The organism is Haloferax chudinovii, assembly GCF_042663345.1.
GTDB classification, from domain to species: domain Archaea; phylum Halobacteriota; class Halobacteria; order Halobacteriales; family Haloferacaceae; genus Haloferax; species Haloferax chudinovii.
On the sequence record NZ_JBHTAB010000006.1, the window covers coordinates 99939 to 117165 of the forward strand.

General features: G+C 65.3%; 14 protein-coding genes and 3 pseudogenes. 12 read left to right on the forward strand and 5 right to left on the reverse strand.

Annotated elements, in window-relative coordinates:
* The 3 genes from ACFQI8_RS12230 to ACFQI8_RS12240 all read right to left on the reverse strand — a co-directional run bounded on the left by ACFQI8_RS12230 (position 1) and on the right by ACFQI8_RS12240 (position 3534).
* A complete protein-coding gene (locus tag ACFQI8_RS12230; protein ID WP_390245141.1) occupies positions 1-2526 on the reverse strand; it encodes a molybdopterin-dependent oxidoreductase in 2526 nt (841 codons plus the stop codon).
* A complete protein-coding gene (locus tag ACFQI8_RS12235) occupies positions 2519-2758 on the reverse strand; it encodes a 4Fe-4S ferredoxin N-terminal domain-containing protein (RefSeq protein ID WP_390245143.1) in 240 nt (79 codons plus the stop codon). Before ACFQI8_RS12235 ends, ACFQI8_RS12230 begins: the two co-directional genes overlap by 8 nt.
* A gap of 134 nt (positions 2759-2892) precedes the next feature.
* The gene (locus ACFQI8_RS12240) at positions 2893-3534 is read right to left on the reverse strand and encodes a helix-turn-helix domain-containing protein (protein ID WP_390245145.1); all 642 of its coding nucleotides are present in this window, start codon (positions 3532-3534) and stop codon (positions 2893-2895) included.
* 156 nt (positions 3535-3690) lie between these two features.
* Between ACFQI8_RS12240 and ACFQI8_RS12245 the strand changes: the two genes are divergently transcribed.
* From ACFQI8_RS12245 to ACFQI8_RS12275, 7 genes are all read left to right on the forward strand, one after another.
* A complete protein-coding gene (locus ACFQI8_RS12245; RefSeq protein WP_390245147.1) occupies positions 3691-4953 on the forward strand; it encodes a glycosyltransferase family 2 protein in 1263 nt (420 codons plus the stop codon).
* 255 nt (positions 4954-5208) lie between these two features.
* Positions 5209-5934: a hypothetical protein gene (locus ACFQI8_RS12250; protein ID WP_390245149.1), complete on the forward strand. Its 726-nt coding sequence runs from the start codon at positions 5209-5211 to the stop codon at positions 5932-5934.
* Between the two features lie 81 nt (positions 5935-6015).
* Positions 6016-7836 (forward strand): spermidine synthase, encoded by a 1821-nt coding sequence (locus ACFQI8_RS12255; RefSeq protein WP_390245151.1) that lies wholly within the window; start codon positions 6016-6018, stop codon positions 7834-7836.
* A gap of 6 nt (positions 7837-7842) precedes the next feature.
* Complete coding sequence (locus ACFQI8_RS12260) at positions 7843-8373, forward strand: hypothetical protein (RefSeq protein WP_390245153.1); 531 nt, start codon at positions 7843-7845, stop codon at positions 8371-8373.
* Positions 8374-8395: 22 nt separating this feature from the next.
* The gene (locus tag ACFQI8_RS12265; protein ID WP_390245155.1) at positions 8396-9352 is read left to right on the forward strand and encodes a DUF8108 domain-containing protein; all 957 of its coding nucleotides are present in this window, start codon (positions 8396-8398) and stop codon (positions 9350-9352) included.
* 210 nt (positions 9353-9562) lie between these two features.
* Positions 9563-11866 (forward strand): pentapeptide repeat-containing protein, encoded by a 2304-nt coding sequence (locus tag ACFQI8_RS12270; protein ID WP_390245157.1) that lies wholly within the window; start codon positions 9563-9565, stop codon positions 11864-11866.
* A 232-nt stretch (positions 11867-12098) separates the two neighbouring features.
* On the forward strand, positions 12099-12590 hold the full coding sequence (locus tag ACFQI8_RS12275) for a type II toxin-antitoxin system VapC family toxin (protein WP_390245159.1): 492 nt from the start codon (positions 12099-12101) through the stop codon (positions 12588-12590).
* A gap of 264 nt (positions 12591-12854) precedes the next feature.
* Here ACFQI8_RS12275 and ACFQI8_RS12280 read toward each other — a convergent pair whose 3' ends face one another.
* Positions 12855-13703: a carbon-nitrogen hydrolase family protein gene (locus ACFQI8_RS12280; protein WP_390245161.1), complete on the reverse strand. Its 849-nt coding sequence runs from the start codon at positions 13701-13703 to the stop codon at positions 12855-12857.
* Positions 13704-14349: 646 nt separating this feature from the next.
* On the opposite strand from ACFQI8_RS12280, the gene ACFQI8_RS12285 reads away from it, so the two are divergent.
* From ACFQI8_RS12285 to ACFQI8_RS12295, 3 genes and pseudogenes are all read left to right on the forward strand, one after another.
* On the forward strand, positions 14350-14775 hold the full coding sequence (locus tag ACFQI8_RS12285) for a DUF5518 domain-containing protein (RefSeq protein WP_390245163.1): 426 nt from the start codon (positions 14350-14352) through the stop codon (positions 14773-14775).
* Positions 14776-14973: 198 nt separating this feature from the next.
* Positions 14974-15152 (forward strand): annotated as a pseudogene (locus ACFQI8_RS12290) (mandelate racemase/muconate lactonizing enzyme family protein); the annotation flags it as partial.
* 50 nt (positions 15153-15202) lie between these two features.
* Positions 15203-16339, forward strand: a complete 1137-nt coding sequence (locus ACFQI8_RS12295) for a mandelate racemase/muconate lactonizing enzyme family protein (RefSeq protein ID WP_390245165.1) — start codon at positions 15203-15205, stop codon at positions 16337-16339.
* Positions 16340-16439: 100 nt separating this feature from the next.
* On the opposite strand, the gene ACFQI8_RS12300 is transcribed toward ACFQI8_RS12295, so the two are convergent.
* Positions 16440-16577 carry a hypothetical protein gene (locus ACFQI8_RS12300; RefSeq protein ID WP_390245167.1) on the reverse strand — a complete coding sequence of 46 codons (138 nt, stop codon included), beginning with the start codon at positions 16575-16577 and terminating at the stop codon, positions 16440-16442.
* Between the two features lie 142 nt (positions 16578-16719).
* On the opposite strand from ACFQI8_RS12300, the pseudogene ACFQI8_RS12305 reads away from it, so the two are divergent.
* Together ACFQI8_RS12305 and ACFQI8_RS12310 are read left to right on the forward strand one after the other, a co-directional pair.
* Positions 16720-16877: pseudogene (locus ACFQI8_RS12305) on the forward strand (factor-independent urate hydroxylase); the annotation flags it as partial.
* Between the two features lie 3 nt (positions 16878-16880).
* Positions 16881-17087, forward strand: a pseudogene (locus ACFQI8_RS12310) (hydroxyisourate hydrolase); the annotation flags it as partial.
* Between the last annotated feature and the right edge of the window lie 140 nt (positions 17088-17227).

Sequence of the window (17227 nt, forward strand, 5' to 3'; positions counted from 1 at the left end):
TCAGTCACTTCCCGCTCCCGCCCCGGCGCTGGACGCGCCCGAACCGGTCGGCTGGTCGCTCGTGTACTTGCTCGTGTCGACGTCGCTCGGCGCCGGTTCGACCTCGACTCTGGTGTCGTAGAACGCGAAGTTCCCGGTCACCTCACACACGTCGGTGTGCGTCAGGTCGTTGTGGTGGCCGCGGACGTAGTCGCGTCCCCACCAGCCCTGGTCGGTGTTCACCAACCCGGGTTGCATGCCGTCGTTCACCTTGGCCTTCACGACCATCTCACCGCGGTCGTTGTGGACGCGGACGTAGTCGCCGTCTTCGATGCCGCGGGCGGCCGCGTCCTTCGGGTTGATGTCCAACTGCGGCTCGTTGTTTATCTCCCGGAGCCAGTTTTGGTACTCGTACTGCGAGTGGATGCGCCACTTCGAGTGCTTCTGGATGAACATGAGCGGATACTCCTCCGCCGTGTCCCAGTCGTCGGCCGTCCGGCTCTCTATGTGCTTCGGCAGTTCCAGCGTGACGCCGCCTTCGGTCGGCGCGTCCTCGTCGTACAGTTCCAGCCGGCCCGACGGGGTGTTGAACGGCCCCGTGAACTTGACGACCGGCGTGTTCACCTTCACAGTCCCCTGTTCTTTCAGCGTCTCGTAGTCCACCTCGTCGTCGTGCGAGAGCAGTTCTCGAAGCGTCGCCGACTTGTCGCGGTTGAAGTAGTCGCCGAAGCCGAGACGCTCGGCCAGCCTGACCAGCATCCAGTGGTCGGACTTCGACTCCCACAGCGGGTCGTGGGCGGGTTGGCGGTACATGATGTGCGGGTGGCCGCCCCACGTGTCCACGACGTCCTCGCGTTCGAACCAGTGGGACGCGGGCAGGATGATGTCCGCGTGCTGGACCGACGGCGTGTGGTGCATGTCGGCGACGGCGATGAGGTCGAGGTTCTTCGCCGCCTCGAGCCAGCGCTGTCTGTCCGGCATCTGGTTGGCGATGAAGTTCGACTCCTGGGAGTACATCACCTTCAGCTGATGGGGGTCGCCGGACTCCATCGCGGTGAGGATGTCCGTCTGCGGGAGCGACGTCGTTCCGGGTCCGTCCTCGGGCGCGTCATACCCCCCGTTGTCGTACGACCCGCCGAGCGGGTGGCTCCCCTGAATGCTTCCGTGGCGACCGAAGTCGCCGGTCAGCCCGAGGAGGATGGCGTACGCCTGCCCGAAGGTGTGACCGTACTTGTAGCGGTCGACGCCGTATCCGGAGGCGATGCCGCCGGGGCCGCGCGTCGCGAGCCAGCGCACCGCGGTCCGGATGTTCTCGGCGTTGATGCCGACCTCGGCCGCGACGGCGTCGGCGTCGTAGTCGGCGACGTGGGCTTCGAGGAGCGAAAGCGCCGTGTGGCAGGCGACGCCGGCGACGGTGTACTCGCCGAACAGCGCGTACTCGCCGTACGTCTCGGGTTCGAGCGCGACCGGCTCGCCCGTCGATTCGTCGAGCGCGACCGGCAGGTCCTCGGTCACGTCGTCGAACACGTCGCTCGCGTCGAGCAGTTCGCCCGTGTCGTCGCGGACGAGCGCCGGCCCGAGCGTCCGCTTCCGGAGGAACTCGGTGTCGTAGGTGCCGTCGTCGAGGACCGTCTTAATCATCGACAGGGTCAACAGCGTGTCCTTGCCCGGCTTGATGGGGAGCCAGAGGTCGGCCTTCGCGGCGGTGTTCGTGAACACCGGGTCGACGCAGACGAGCTTCGCGCCGTTTTCGACCGCGTCGAGGAGCTTCGAGGCGTCCTGTTGGAGGTTGCTGGCGAAGATGTCCGACCCCCAGACGATGACCGTGTTCGCGTTCCGCCAGTCGACGACCTCGTTGGTCGGGACGTTGAAGAAGCCGGCCCCGGCGAGCCGACGGAAGCCGAGGCCGACGTTGATGTCGATAGACCACGACTTCTGGGTCCCGCCGAACAGCGACGACAGCCGGCTCTGGATGGTGCCGCTGATGCCGTTGTTCCCCGACCCCGTCTCGAAGTAGACGCTCTCGGGGCCGTAGTCGTCGCGGGCGCGCTCCATCTCGGCGGCGATGTAGTCGAGCGCCTCGTCCCACGCGACGCGCTCGAACTCGGCGTCGTCGCCGCGGCCCTCGGGGTTCGGACTCCCCGGCTCCCAGCCGACGCGCTTCATCGGGTACTTGAGCCGCGTGGCGTTGTAGATGCGTTGGGTGTGCGACAGCCCGAGGGTACAGGCGCGCTTGTACCGCTCGTCGGCCGGTATCTGCGGCTCGATTTTCCTGACGCGCCCGTCGCGGACGTGCGCTTCGAGCGGGCACTTCCCGCGGCAGTTCGGCGCGCACGCCGTCCTGATAATCTCGTCCTGTCCGACGTAGCTCTCGATGCCGGGGTTCTGCCTCGACGCCGGCTCGGTGGCGGTCTCGGCCAGCGAGGAGGCGTAGCCGCCGCCCCCGAGCCCGAGCGCGACGGCCGCGGCCCCGCTGGCCTTCAGCACGTCACGTCTGAACACGCCGTCGCTGTCACCCCCTTTCGAGCCGCTCCCGTCGTCACTCATCGAACCCCTCCGGTTCGGTCGGACGGCGGTCCTCGCCGAACTCCGCGACGACCGCCTCGTGGTATCTCTCGTGGAACGCCGCGTCGGAGAGCTCGCCGTTCGAGACTCGAATCGCGTCGCGGGCCATCCGCAGTCCCAACTCGGCGTCGTAGTCGCCCCCGTCGAGGATGGTCGCCGCTTCCGACTCCCACTCGTCGAGCGGAGTCAGTCGCGGCTGTTGTGGGTCGGTCATAGGTACACATGTGCTGTGGCGGCCTCCCCCCGTAGGCCGCCCGCTGGATAATGAAGCAGTTTATGTACTCACCGACGCACCGGACCGCCTCGTACGTCAACCGTCTGTCGATTTTCGCTCGGTCGACCCGGCTGTCACTCGGAGTCGAACACGGCCATCGCGAGCTTGGCTTCCACCGCGTTCAACCGCTGGGAGAGCGCCGATTTCGAGATGCCGAGCGCCTCCGCGAGCGCCGCCAACCCCGTCCGTCGCGGCGTCTCGTAGTAGCCGTGCTGGACGGCGATGAGCGCCGCCTCGCGCTGTTTCGCCGTGAGCGACGAGAGGTCGATGGTCGCCGTCTTCGACTCGCTCGAATCGCCGCGGCCGTCGGAGGTAAGCCGCCTGAGACAGACGCGCTCGGCCACCTCGTCGAGCCGCCCCACGAGGTTCGAAATCGTCGCGCGGTCCGAGAGATACGTCTCGACGACGATGCGCTTCTCGTCGGCGCGTCGGATTCGGGGCACGCACTCGAACTCGGCGAACGCCCGGCAGAGACAGTCGTCGCCGACCTGCGTCGTCGCGTGGACCACCTTCGAGGCGTCCCCGTCGTCGACGGTCACCTCGGCGTGGCAGGTGTCGCCGTCGAGGTGCGTGTGGACGTTCTCGACCGCCGAATCGGGGCCGGCTAACGGGCACGAACAGCGCTTCACGGGCTCGATTTCCAACAGGAGTTGGATGTGTTGCTCTCGCGACGTGTCGTGTTCCGCCTCCGGGACGCCGCTCGTGGAATCGGCCATCGTGTTCAGTCGGTCCACACCGGGGAAGTGGGTTGTGTTGGTTCTCAGATTTCGGTACCGCGCCGCATCGTCGGGCACCCGACGGTCGTCCCCCATCGAGGCGGTCGATTCCGCAGTCCACATATTCATTACTCTCAAAATGTACGTTTCCCCTATATGTTGGAGGTCCAGTCCGAGCTGGCGGTATTCGTCCTCCTGATGTTCGTCTGGACCGTCTTCGTGCTCTACTCGGCATCGGTCTTCACGTGGTTCGTCGAGGTGCTCGTCCTCGCGTGGCGACAGACTATCGCCGCCGGCGACGTCGTCTACGGCTACGACGACATCCAAGTGCGCATCATCACAATCGACGCCGCGGACATCGTCCAGTCGACGGTCAACGCGGTCCCTGACGACCTCGCGGACGTGCGGGTCGTCGCCGAGAAGCCGATTTCGGTGGAGGGTGCGTCGGTCCACGTCGTCCCTGAGGAGTTCACCTGTACGGCGACCCACAAGGGTCGGGCGCTCGAATGGGCGCGCCGCGAGATTCCCTGCGACAAGGAGTTCGTCCTCTACCTCGACGAGGACACGCTGATGGCGAACTTCGAGGGGTTGCCAGAGAGCGACATCGTCCAGATTACGGAGCTTCCGCTGTACACCGGGTCGTGGGTGACGTACCTCTCGGAGGTGTTCCGCATCGGCTATCAGCGCGAACAGCGGGCATTCGGCCGGTTCAGCTTCCCGCTGTACGCGTGGGGCGGCGGCATCGCGGTTCGGACGAGCCTCGAAAACGAAATCACGTGGGACTCGAAGACCATCACCGAAGACACGGACTTCGCGTGGCGCGCCGCCAGCGCGTCCGACCTCGATTTCACCGTGCTGAACTGCAAGTTCCGCAATCAGGCTCCGCCGTCGGTGATGACGATGCTCAAACAGCGGCGGCGGTGGTTCTCGGGGACGCGGCAGGACTCCGACCTGCTCCCGCTCCACTACCAGACGTTTCTGCAGTTCCGCCTCGTCGCGTGGGGCTTTTCGCCGCTCATACCGCTGATAACAGTCGTCACGTTTCTCGTCCCCGGTGCGCTCCCGGACTTGATGCTCTACCGAGTCGGCTCGCTCGTCGAGTTCGCCACGCTGTTCGTCGTGACGGGCGTCGGCGTCGCGAGCTACTGGTCCGAGTCGAAACTCACGCTCCTCGCGGTCCCGTGGACGCCGATTCTCGTCGTCCTCAACACCGCGGGCGCGCTCTGGGGGTTCGTCTCGCCGGTCGAGCATTTCACCGTCACGACGAAGGTGTCGCTGGAGACAGTCGAAGAGCGCAACCCCGCGTTCGAATCCGGTTCGCTCACGCAACACGACGGGCGGAACGACCTGCCGGAACAGTTGGACGTGGACCGGTTCTCGAGCGAACTCCGCAAATCGCTACCCCTGTCTGAAGATTGACGTAGAACTCCCGTCGCGTGCCGTTTCCCACTAGGTCCCGATAGTCAGAGATACTAACGACCCTCCGGTGGCTGACTCTCTCTGTGACAAACGAGTCGTCGATTGATGCGCTCGGGGTCGTCGTCGGGGGCGTCAGGGCCGTGTTCGCGGCGGTCCCCCGTCAGACACAGCAGGAACTGCGAATCTGTCCCGCGAGACGTGTCGAACCACAAGACTGTTATCCTAGTTTTCTGATTGACAGAGACGAGAGTCCCCATGAAGCGTCGCACGTTCCTCCGACTGACCGGTCTCGGGGCCGCCGGCGGACTCGCCGGCTGTCTCGGCTCGAACTCCCCTCCCCCGCGAAAGTCGAGCGTCGTCTCCGACTTCGAGGCGTCCGACGGCTCGCTCGTCGTCGACCTCGCCGACCAGACGTGGGTGATGTCCCGCTACGAAGCCGCCGACCAGTCGTCGCTGTCAGGGTTCGACCCGCAGTCTCTGGCCGCGCTCAGCCCCGTCGGGGTCGCGAGCGCGAAAGGCAAGAGCGGCGGCGGTGGCGGCCGCGGCGCGACCGGCCGCGGCACGGGCGGCTACGCCTCCGCCCCGCGAACGGTCCACGGCCACGCGTGGTACCACGGCGGCGACTACGCCGACGACTGGTACGAGAACAACGCCGGCAAAGTGAGCCGGTTCCCCGTCGGCGTCGCCGCGCTCGGCGTCGCCTACCTCGGGTCGACCGCGGCGATGCGCGACGACGCGCCCGAGGCCGGCCCGGTGCCGTGGGACCGCGAGATACAGGACCCCAACGGCACCGTCGAGTACGACATGTCCGACGGGAGCCAGCTCGGCAGAGACGGCTGGTACCGCGTCGGCGCGCACGTCGTCGGCGACGACGTGAACCACGACTTCCGCTGGGAGTGTTACGACCTCGAAGTCACCGACGGCATCGGCGACGCGGGGTACTCAATCGAGGAAGAGTGGAAAGTCTCCCCGCGCATCTGAGCGCGGTGAACGACCGCGGTCGCCGCGACGGAGACTCCGCCACGCCCGCCGCACCCGCCGCGCCCGACTCCCCCGCAATCGATGTCTGACACACGAACCGACACGGCGACGCTCCTGACGCTCACCTTCGTGGTGTCCTTTTGTAGCTTCGCCTACGAGTTCGTCTACTCGGAGCTGTTGACGGTGATGTACGGCGGGACGGTCACCCAGTACGTCATCACGGTCGGCCTGTACTTCTTCAGCCTCGGCATCGGCGCGGCGCTCTCTGACGACCTCGATGGCGCGACCCTCGGCGGGAACTTCTTCCGCACGGAGGTGCTTCTCGCGGCCGCCGCGCCCGCGGGCTTCCTGCTCATCGTCGGCCTCAACAGCGTCCGCATCCCGCAGGCGGTGCCCGCGGAACTCGTCTGGACCGTCGCCCGCCTGCCGGTCGTCGTCGTCGGGTTCCTCTCGGGGTTCGAACTCCCGCTTTTGACCCGCATGTTCGACGACCTCGACGACGATGACGGGTCGACGACGCCCTCGTGGCTCCGGGACGCCGGCGCGCGAGTTCACGACCTCGTCGTGGCCGCCGTCGGCATCTTCTGGACCGTCGAGCGGACCGAGGGCCGCAGAAGCGGGCTCTCTGTCGTCCTCACGATGGATTACGTCGGCGGCCTCGTCGGTGCCGTCGTCTACGCCCGCGTCCTCTATCCGGGGCTCGGCCTCATCCCGACGATATTCGTGCTGGCGCTCCTCAACGGGGTCGCCGCGCTCGTCTTCGTCGCCCACTTCGGCGAGTGGTCGTGGTGGCCCCTCGGCGACGCCGGGTTGAGCGACAGCGACGCTTCCGGCGGGAACGCGCCCGCCAGCGCCCGCCCGGACCGCTCGCTTTCGGCCGCCCGCGTCTCGAAGACGCTCCTCGTCGTCTGCCTGCTCCTGACGGCGACCTACGCGGGCGTCGTCGCCAAACACGACGTCGCCGACGAGCGCCTGTCGCAACTCTACCTCGAACAGCAGATAGAAAACGAGTACTCGCCGGGCGCGATGCGCGCGACGGTCACCTCGCAGGAGACGACCGCCTACCAGCACGTCATCCGGTACAACCGCACGTGGACCGGCACCGGCCCGAATCCGTACTTCGACGGGCGGACCGAGCAGTGCCTCCGCCTCGGCGCGGCCGTCCAACTCTGCGAGAGTTGGGCCGACAGCTACCATCAGGGGCTGGTCGACGTGCCGATGTCGCTGGTCGAACCCGGCCCCGAGACGAAGGTGCTCGTCGTCGGCGGCGGTGACTGGATCGCAATCGACCACCTGCGGGAGTACGGCGTCACCGTCGACCACGTCGACCTCGACGGCGAGTTCATGCGCGACGCGAAGACGGACCCGTTCTTCGGACGCTGGCACGACGACGCCTACGAGTACGACCGGCTGAACACGACGGTCGCCGACGGCTACCGCTACCTCCAAGAGACGAACGAGACGTACGACCTCGTGTTGCTCGATATTCCCGGCGCGACCGACGACGACCTGCTCACGCTCTACTCGACCGAGTTCTACCGCTCCGTCCGGACCCACCTCTCCGAGGACGGCGTCGCGGTGACGTGGGGCTACTCGCCCGACGCCTACCCCGAACACCACAAGGCGTTCGTCAACACCGTCGGGGCCGCGGGCTTCACCCAAGAGCTTTCCTACTGGGTGCGCGAGGACCTCGACGACGACGGCGAGACCGAACGCGTCGAGCAGTTCTACGTGCTCGCGCCCGGCGACCGCCCCCGACTCGCCGGCGACGGCGCGACCCGATACGTCCGCGCCCGCGAGGAGCACTACGGCGCAGTCGAGTGGCACGCGGTCCCGCACTACCGCGGCGTCCGCGAGAACTCCATCTTCCACCCGAACTACGACATCCTCGTCGATACCTGACCACCCATGCCCTCCCAGCCATCCGCTCCCACCGAACCGCCCGCCGAAACCGACTCGTCGCCGCCGGCCGAGACACTGACGGAGCTGTACTTCGGCTACAGCGCCGACGCGCCGGACCTAACGACCGTGGACGTGAAGGCGGTCGCCCCGGCGACGCTCGCGGGCGAACCCGCGGTCCTCACCGTCATCGGCGAGTCCCACTACGTCGGCCTGCCGGCGCTCGGCTTCCACGAGCTGTGTTCGTGCAAGCCGTTGCCGCACGAGCGGACGCACCGGACGCCGCTGTCCGTCGGCGCGGAACGCGAGTTCAGCTTCGAGAGCGACCGACTCGACGCCCGAACGGTCGTGGAGGGTCGGCCGCTCGACGCCTTCCCCGGCCCGGAGGAGGCGACGGTCGCCTACCGGTTCGGCCCGGAGGCGTGGACTACTATCCGCGTCGCCGACGGCGGCTACGAGACGTACCACACCTATCCGGAGTACGACCTCGCGCTGTACACCGAGACGACGATGACACCCAGACGAGCGGCTCAGCGATAACTCCCGAACGACAGACCCAACGATGACCCGAAACGCCACCACCTACGACGGCGACGTGACGCTCAACGGCTCCGAACGACCCCCGGTCGAGCTCTGCGACCCCGCGGACGTGTTCGTCGGCGGCGCGAGCGTCGCCGGCGACCTCACCGTGCAGAACGCCGAGTACGTCTTCACTCACGCGTCGGTGACCGACGACGCGGCCGTCGGCGACGCGGCCGTCGAGACCGAGATTCGTGGCAGTCTCGAAGACGGCTACGTCCAGTCGGTCGGCGGCGACGTCCGTCTCGGCGACGCCGAAGACGTGTTCATCGCCGCGGACGCCGCCGACGGCGCGGTCTCCGCACCCGGCGCGGAGAACGTCTACGCGGGCGACGCGACGCCCGTCGCCGCCCCCGACGACTACGACGTGTCCACCTTCGGCTGGAAGCAGTCGGGGAGCGCAACCGACCCCGATACCGGCGTCTACGCGGTCGGCATGGCCCACGACATCGACCTCACGGAGGTCACCTCCGACGTGGAGCTCTACCTCGTCGGCCACGGCCACGAGGTGCGGGTCGAGGGCCGGGGCGCGGCGGTCTCGGTTCACTTCGTCGGCTACGACAACACCGTCAGCGTCGGGCCGTATCTCGCGTCGAGCGTCGAGACCGACACCGGCTTCGACAACGCGGTCGACGCCGACCCCTACCCCGCCGAGGACCTCGTCGAGATGTCCAGAAGCGAGGCCTACTCGAACGCCGGGTTCGGCCGCCGGAAGGTGACGTTCCAAGAGCCGGCCGACGGCGACGAGTGGTGTCCGAACTGCGGCAAGCCCGCCGAGGCCATCATCGAGCGCCACCAGATGGAGGCCTTCTTCCTCTTCGGGTGGCCGCTTTGGACCTTCGAGCAGAGCACCAACCCCGCCCGCGAGTGCGAACACTGCTCGCCCAACGCGATTCACGCCGAGCTCTCGGCGTCCGAGCGCCGCGAGATATTCGACTGACGCCGGCGGCGGTCCGAAGATATATATCAACACACCAAACAATGTTTCACATACGACTGTCCGCGCGTTCGAGCGTCGCCTCGTCGCCCGAGCGCGCTCGCCGACCCCGACCCGCCCGTCTCACTCGCGGCTCCCGCCACACCCGCTGTCCACAGCGTACCCGCCCGCCTCTCCCCAGCCATGTCGAGAAATGAGTCCACGCCGGCGCTGATGTCCTCTTCGTCGTGCCGGTACACGTTCGACCCGTCGGTTCAGACCGACGCCCACCTCCAGACGACGTGGGAGTGCCCGCACGAGTCCCACCCCGAAAGCGAGTTCTGCGTGTTCCACATGAGTCGCGACGAGCGCGCCTCGCTCGACGTGACCGGCGACGACATCGTCGACGAACTCCGGGCGAACCTCCAGTCGCCCGACACCCGCGTCAACGAGTACGTCGGCGCGGACCTCCCGCACCTTTCGCTCACCTATCAGGACATCAACGGCGCGACGAACCACGTCTTGAACTTCCAGCACGCAGATATCGAGGGCTTGGACCTCACTCACGGCCGCCTCGACCAGGGGTTGATTCTCCGCGAGGCGACGGTCGACCGCCTCAAACTCGACGAGGCGGTCGTCACCGGCGACGTGGACGCCCGGGAGGTCACCGTGACCGGCGCGATGACGGCCGACGAGGCGACGTTCGAACAGGACGTTCGCTTCTCCGGGGCGACCTTCCGCGGCGAGGTCCGATGCGACGAGACGGCGTTCCAGGACGACACGAGCTTCGCGGACGCGACGTTCCACGGCACGGCGCGCTTCCGCGACGCCGAGACCAGCGGGAGCAGTCACGTCCTCGACGACAACATCACTTTCGCGGACGCGACGTTTCGCGACGACGCGAGCTTCAGACAGGCCATCTTCAACTACGTGACGTTCGAGGGCGCGCGATTCACCGCCGGCTCGGACTTCGAACACGTCGAGTTCGAGGGCGACGCGCGGTTCAACGGCGTCCGCTTCGACGAGATGGCCGACTTCGACGAGGCGCGGTTCGGCGACGACGCGAGCTTCGCCGACGCCCGGTTCATGCAGTTGGCCGAGTTCCGCGGCGTCGAGTTCAACGGCGGGAGCCGGACGACCCACGACGACGTGACGTTCGAGGGTGCGACGTTCGAGGGTGAAGCCGACTACAAACTCGCACGATTCCGCTATTCGGACTTCAAGGACGCCGTGTTCAAGGGCGGAGTCAACTTCGACCGCGCGACGTTCACCGCCCGCACCGACTGCTACCGCCTCCGCGTCGACGGCGCGTTCGACCTCTCTTTGGCGTCGTTCGGCGGGCAAGCGAACTTCGACGAGAGCGAGTTCCGCGACGCCGTCGTCGCCGAGGAGGCGACGTTCGGCTCCGACGCCTCCTTCGAGGCGGTCGAGTTCCAATCGAACGCCCGGTTCGGCGAGGCGCGGTTCGAAGAGGACGTGACGTTCAAGACCGCCACCTTCCACGGTCCGGCGTCCTTTCGCGGGACATTTTTCGAGGGCGAACTACAGCACCTCGAAGCCAACGCCTCGTTCAACGAGGCGACTTTCGAAGCCGGCGCGGAGTTCGAGGCCGCGAACTTCACGAGCGCGTCGTTCTGGGAGACGACGTTCCGCGACCGCGCGGACTTCCGGCAGTCGGACTTCGAGACGGCCCGCTTCCGCGTGCTCGTCGGCGACCGCGACACCTACCTCGACTTCACCGACGCGACGCTCGACGGCGGCACGATTTCGCAGGGTTCCGGCGAGCCGACGCCGTACGACCTCACCCGCGCGACCATCGGCGACCTGACGCTGGAGGGCGACGGTAACGAACACCAGCTTCTGGACCACTTCCGCTTCTGTCTCACCGAGTTCGACCGCTTCGACTTCAGCGACCACCACGGCTATCTCGAACGCAACGACTGGACCATCCACGACTTCGTCGGTAACGGCGCGACCGGCCAGTTCGCCGTCGAACTGACGCCCGATATCATCGAAGAAACGTACCGCAAAGCGCAGGCCAGCGCCAACGCCGTCGGTGACACCCCCGCGAGCCGCGAGTTCGAGTTCAAGCGCTACTACTACAACCGCGAGAAGAACTTCGATATTATTCTCAACGAGTATTCGCTGAACACGTGGGCTCGCGGCAAGAAGGTCGCCAGTGTGGGGCTGAACACGCTCATGCAGGTCACCTGTGGCTACGGCAACCGACTCCCCCGAATCGCGGCGTTCACGTTCCTCCTCCCGGCGCTGTTCGGGCTGTGTTACGCCCTCGGCGGGCCGTTCCTGACGCAGGCGGGGAGCGTCTTCGACCCCGCCGCCGTCGACAAGACGACGATGGAAGTTCTCTTCGATAACGTCTACTACAGCTACATCAGCTTTAGTACGGTCGGCTACGGCGACGTCAACCCGCTCGGGCCGGCGGCGCGCGTGCTCGCGGCGAGTCAGGGGATGTTGAACGGGCTGTTTTTCACCCTGCTCACGTTCACGCTGTTCAAGCGCGTCCTCGGCGGGAGCTGATCGGGCCGGGCGTCTGTGCGTCTGTATTCGGCCCGACGGCGCTGTCGAACTCATTAGTACCTGACAGAATTGTGTGACCCCGGTGGAGGGTGTTCAGCAAACCGATACCTGTCTTAGTGCATTTAGCGGAGTGCAATTCTGAATAGAGAAAGCGATTTACAGGCACGTCTGCAATTACCGGCAATGGGTAGCTACGCAACGCCGCCGAATTGGACCGACGAATCGCCCGAAGATGACGAGCCTCAGGCTCGACTCGGCGACCTACTTTCAGGTCGACTTGCAGATGTTGAAGTTGATTCCGTTGAAGCGGTACGTGACGAACGAAGCCGAGAATGAAGGTCTTCCTCGATACAATGTCTTTATTGCTAGCTTGACTGATGAACCGGGTCGTGGTGAGATTGCGACACAGTTACTCAATGAAAACCACGAGTTCTGTACCTCCATTCTGAATCTCATGGAAATTCGGTCAGTAATGACGAAGAAGAAGCGCGTTGAGCAGTCCCGCGTCGAGTCGGTGTTGTCGGATATCTACGGTAGTGTGGACATCTACGCGCCCGAAATCAGCGACCAGATTGCGGCGTATGAATTACAGCGAGACAATCTGCTCTATACAATAGATTGTGTGCTTCCAGCATTAGCGAACGACGTTGATGCGACCATGGTCACCTTCGACGGGGAACTGCTCGATCACGGCGCTGTTGCACCGAAAGATTTGATTGACTGACCTCACAGGAACGGAGTTCTCGATGGAGCTATCTCGACTGATGTCACGAAACACGACCTGAGCGTAGTGGAGCCACTTCAACCGCTGTTACAAATCCTCAAAAGGTCGACAATAACATGCTCACTCATTATGACATGGTTCCTCCGTCCGCCACACTCGACTTCATACTCGCCGGGGTCGCACTTACTGGCTCGTCATTTCGGCTGTTGTGGACTCGGAAGAACTCGCTGAACAAGACGTTTCAGACTCTCGTTACCGCGTCGCTCATTCGCTTCCCCTACTCACCTCGTCCGACCGCTCGTACACGTCCGGACGCGCGTGCTGGAGCGTCTGCATGTCGTGGCGGATATCGTCCAGATGCGACAGGTCGATGGTCGCCGTGACGACTTCCTCGCGGTCCCGCGCCTTCGAAATCACGTTCCCCCACGGGTCGACGACGAGCGTGCGGCCGTAGGTCTCGACCCACGACGGCTTGTCACCAATTTGACCGGGCGCGATGACGTACGCCTGATTCTCGATAGCGCGGGCGCGAAGGAGCGGTTCCCAGTGGTCTTTTCCGGTGTGCATCGTGAACGCCGCGGGGACGAGAAGGACGTTCGCACCGGACTGCGCCATCGTCCGGTAGAGTCCCGGAAACCGGAGGTCGTAACAGATAGAGAGGCCGAACGTCGCGAGGTCGGTGTCAACCGTCACCGTCTGGTCGCCGGGCGCGACGTGGTCGGACTCGCGGTGTTCGACGCTCCCGTCGAGTTCGATGTCGAACAGGTGGACCTTCCGGTAGGTGTCGAGCACCTCGCCGCTCGGGCCGATGAGCGCCGACGTGTTGTACACCCGGTCGCTGTTCGGAATCCGCTCGAAGAAACTCCCCGTGTGGACGAAGACGCCGTGCTCCCGGGCCTTTTCGGAGAACCGTTGTATCGTCGGCCCATCCAGCGACTCCGCGACCTCGGCGAACCGCTCTTCCGGGCCGATGAAGGTCGTCATCTCCGGGAACGCCACGAAGTCCGCGCCGTCGGCCGCGGCTTCGTCGAGGAGTTCGAGCGCCCGCTCGACGTTCGCCGCCTTGTCGTCTCGCGAGTCTAGCTGGCACGCGGCCGCCACGAATCGAGACATCTCGTCGGGAAGCTACGCGGACCGACGGTATGGTACTCACGGTTACTCGCTCGGGTCGAACTCCAGATAGACGAGTCGTTCGTCTCCGACCGTCCAGCCGCGATGCCCCGGCGGGATAATCGCGGCACAGCAGGCGGCAATCTCCGTCCGCGTCCTATCGTCCAGTCCGGGGCCGAGCGTTCCGCAGACGACGTAGATATCGTGGGCGTTCTGGCAGTAAGCGGGTTCCGCTCTCCCGCGGTCGCCATCGGCTCTCTATCCGACTCCAGCGCCGCTCGCGTGACCGCCACGTCGCGTAGGTTGGCCGATTCCGTGCGACCGGCGTCGAACGCCGTGGAGTTCGCGTCACTAAGCTCCGTGACGACCGGCTCGTCGACTGTTGTACTGTCTGCCATAAGATACGTTCTGCCGGCGTGTTCGTATCTTTTCCGTCGCATCAAAATCCGATTACAGATATGTGTGAAATTTTTGTAAATACAATTCATTTATTATTTTAGACAGTTTCTGACCACCGGAGACCAGTCGGGCGGACGGCCTCTCAGTCTGCGAACGGTACCACGAGTGGCCCAGACGCTGAGTACAGTTCGAACTCCACCGTCAAACCCCGCCAAGATTATGACTCCTTAGCCGTCTTACATACGCGTGTATGGTCTCGATTCCCCGCTTCAGGGCCCCCTCTCCGGCATGGAACGCCGCGCTCGTCGGGGTGATAGCCTCGATCCCCGTCAGTACCGTCGTGAACTGGCTCCCGAACTCGGAGGCGACCGTCGGTGCTGGTATGATGATATTCGGGGCGTTCATCGCGGGAGCCGTCGCCGCGGCCCGTTCGGAAGATTCGGACGCCGCCGGACTCTGCGCCGGCTTTCTTGGCGGTGTTCTAGAACTGGTCATATTCGCGGTGACGACGGGAACGACGGCGGCGTGGCCGCCGTCCAGAGTCGCGTTCTTCGCGCTCGCCGGCGGAGTCGTGCTGTGTCTCGCCTCCATGTTCGGTCTGGGATGCGGTCGAATCGGCGGGTGGGTGGTGCGAACCGTCGGCTCACGGTGGAACCTCACCGCGAGCATGTCGTAGCCTCCTGTTGACAGCCCACGACGAATTACCAAATAATAAAGATATATGTAAATATGATATGAAGGGCGCTTCGATGCACGATTTCGGGCTCGAACATCGCCTCAGTTCTCACAGCGACGCGAGTGCGAACTCGTCCAGCAACAGTTGTGGTGTTTGTTCCTCACCGGAGAACAGTCTCCGCGACGACGCGCGCCGCTCCCCGACGGGGACCGCCGCACCATCGAACTGCTCGCCGACGTCGCGGGCGACATGGAAGTGATGCTCGACGTGCACACGTGGTGAAAGATTCGCGACGGCTACCACCGCGAGACGGTCGAGGGCTCGTCAGCTTCGCCGCCGAGCGGGACTGCTACTGGGTCGAAGAGCCGGTCTCGCCGCGTTCGCCGTCTGCACAAGCTATAATGCGTCTCTCCGTGGTACACTTTTCATGCACGTAACCGACATCGAAGTCATCCCGATATCGCACCGCCTCCCCGACGGGCAGGGTCTCGGCGACGCGCGCGGGTTCGGCCACGACAGGGCGACGACGCTCATCCGCGTCGACACCGACACCGGCGAGGTCGGCTGGGGCGAGGCGTTCGCGCCGGGGAGCGTCGTCGCGCCCGTCGTCGACGAGTTCTTCCGCGCCGACGTGGTCGGCATGGACCCCTTCGACGTGCGACGGCTCGCCGAGGAGTCGTACACCGACCCGTACCACTTCGGCGGGAGCGTCTTCGTCCAGAGCGCCCTCAGCGGCATCGACGTGGCGCTGTGGGACCTCGTCGGCAAGGCGGTCGGCAAACCCGTCCACCGACTCCTCGGCGGGACGCCCCGCGAGACGCTCACGGCCTACGCCTCGACGATGTACTTCACCGAGGCGGACCGCGACATCGCCGAGCCGATTCGCGACGCCGTCGACGAGGGGTTCTCGGCGGCCAAGATAAAAATCGGCACCGGCACGGAGTCCGACGTGGAGCGGGTTCGAACCGCCCGCCAACTCCTCGGCGACGACGCGCGGCTGATGGTCGACATCAACGGGAACTACCGGCCGCGACAGGCGATTCGCACCGCGAAGGCCATCGAGGAGTTCGACATCACGTGGATGGAAGAGCCGGTCCCGCCGGAGAATCTCTCGGGCTACCGCGAGGTCAAACGCGGCGTCGACGTGCCCCTCGCGGCCGGCGAAGCGCACTACGGTCGCTTCGAGTTCAAGCGCCTCGTGGACGACCGGACGGTCGACGTGGTCCAGCCGAATCTCGGCCGGTGCGGCGGGCTCTCGGAGGCGAGCCGCATCGCCGACCTCGCCAGCACGGAGAACGTGGCGGTCCGGCCCCACATCTGGAACAGCGCGGTCGGCCTCGCCGCCGCGGTCCAGTTCGCGGCGTCGGTCTCGGACTACCCGCACACGCGGCACGTCCCGGACCCGATGATGGTCGAGTTCGACCGGAGCGAGAACCCGCTCCGCGACGAGATTCTGCAAACCCCGTTCGACCCGACCGGCGGCGAGGTGGACGTGCCGCAGACCCCGGGACTGGGCGTCGAAATCGACGAGGACGCGGTCGAGCGGTATCGGGCCGACCGCTGAGCGCGAGTCGTTCGTTCGTTTCCTCTACGCACCACCCTCACAACCGACCCGCCCCGCGGGAGAGTTTTCTGTGCCGGAGCATCGTTGCGCCTGTATGCGGTCATCGCTCGTCGTAGTCGACAGTGCAGATACCAACGAGCGCCTCCTCGCCGAGGATGACAGTCCCCGTAAACGCCCTCGTTACAGCCGTCTTTGACGCCGCGTTTGAAACAGTCGAACGACTGTCGCCGAGGGCCATTGCGAGGATTCGACCGCTCGCGGCGCACGGGGCGGTACGCCGCTTGACGATGCGTCGAACCCGCGTCTGTCGCGACGACACATTACGAAAATAAATATGTAATTTATCGCGCGGCGTTCACGCGGCGGCGGAACCGCACGTCACACCGCCGGTGTCCGGCCTCGAACTGGTCAAGTTCAAGGTCAAGGGGAGTTCATTCACCGGTACGTCCAAGACGAGTACCCGACGCTCCCGGAGCGCAAAGACCGGACGCTCTACATCTCGCTCGACATCTTCTGGGTCTACGACGACCGCGACGACCTTGACGAGTCACTTTTGTCGGCCGACGCGATGGCGACCGGAACCTACCAACGCCTGTTCGAAGTCGGCCCGTACTACCGCGCCGCCCCCACGGAGTCGTCGTTCTTGGAGACGGTTCCGGTCCGGTTCGTCGTCGACGACGCGAGCGAGCGCTACCACGTTTCCCTGTTGCTGTCGGCGGGGAGCTACACGACCTACCGGGGAAGCTGAGAACGCCAACTGGGGCGATGGTCCGACGCCCCGACACGAACGCCAGAATGAACTACCAAAATACTGAGAATATAAGAAACATACTTGATTTCTTATCTACTTTCTCGGCTGGATAATTGACGCACGCGTCTCTGAGAGTG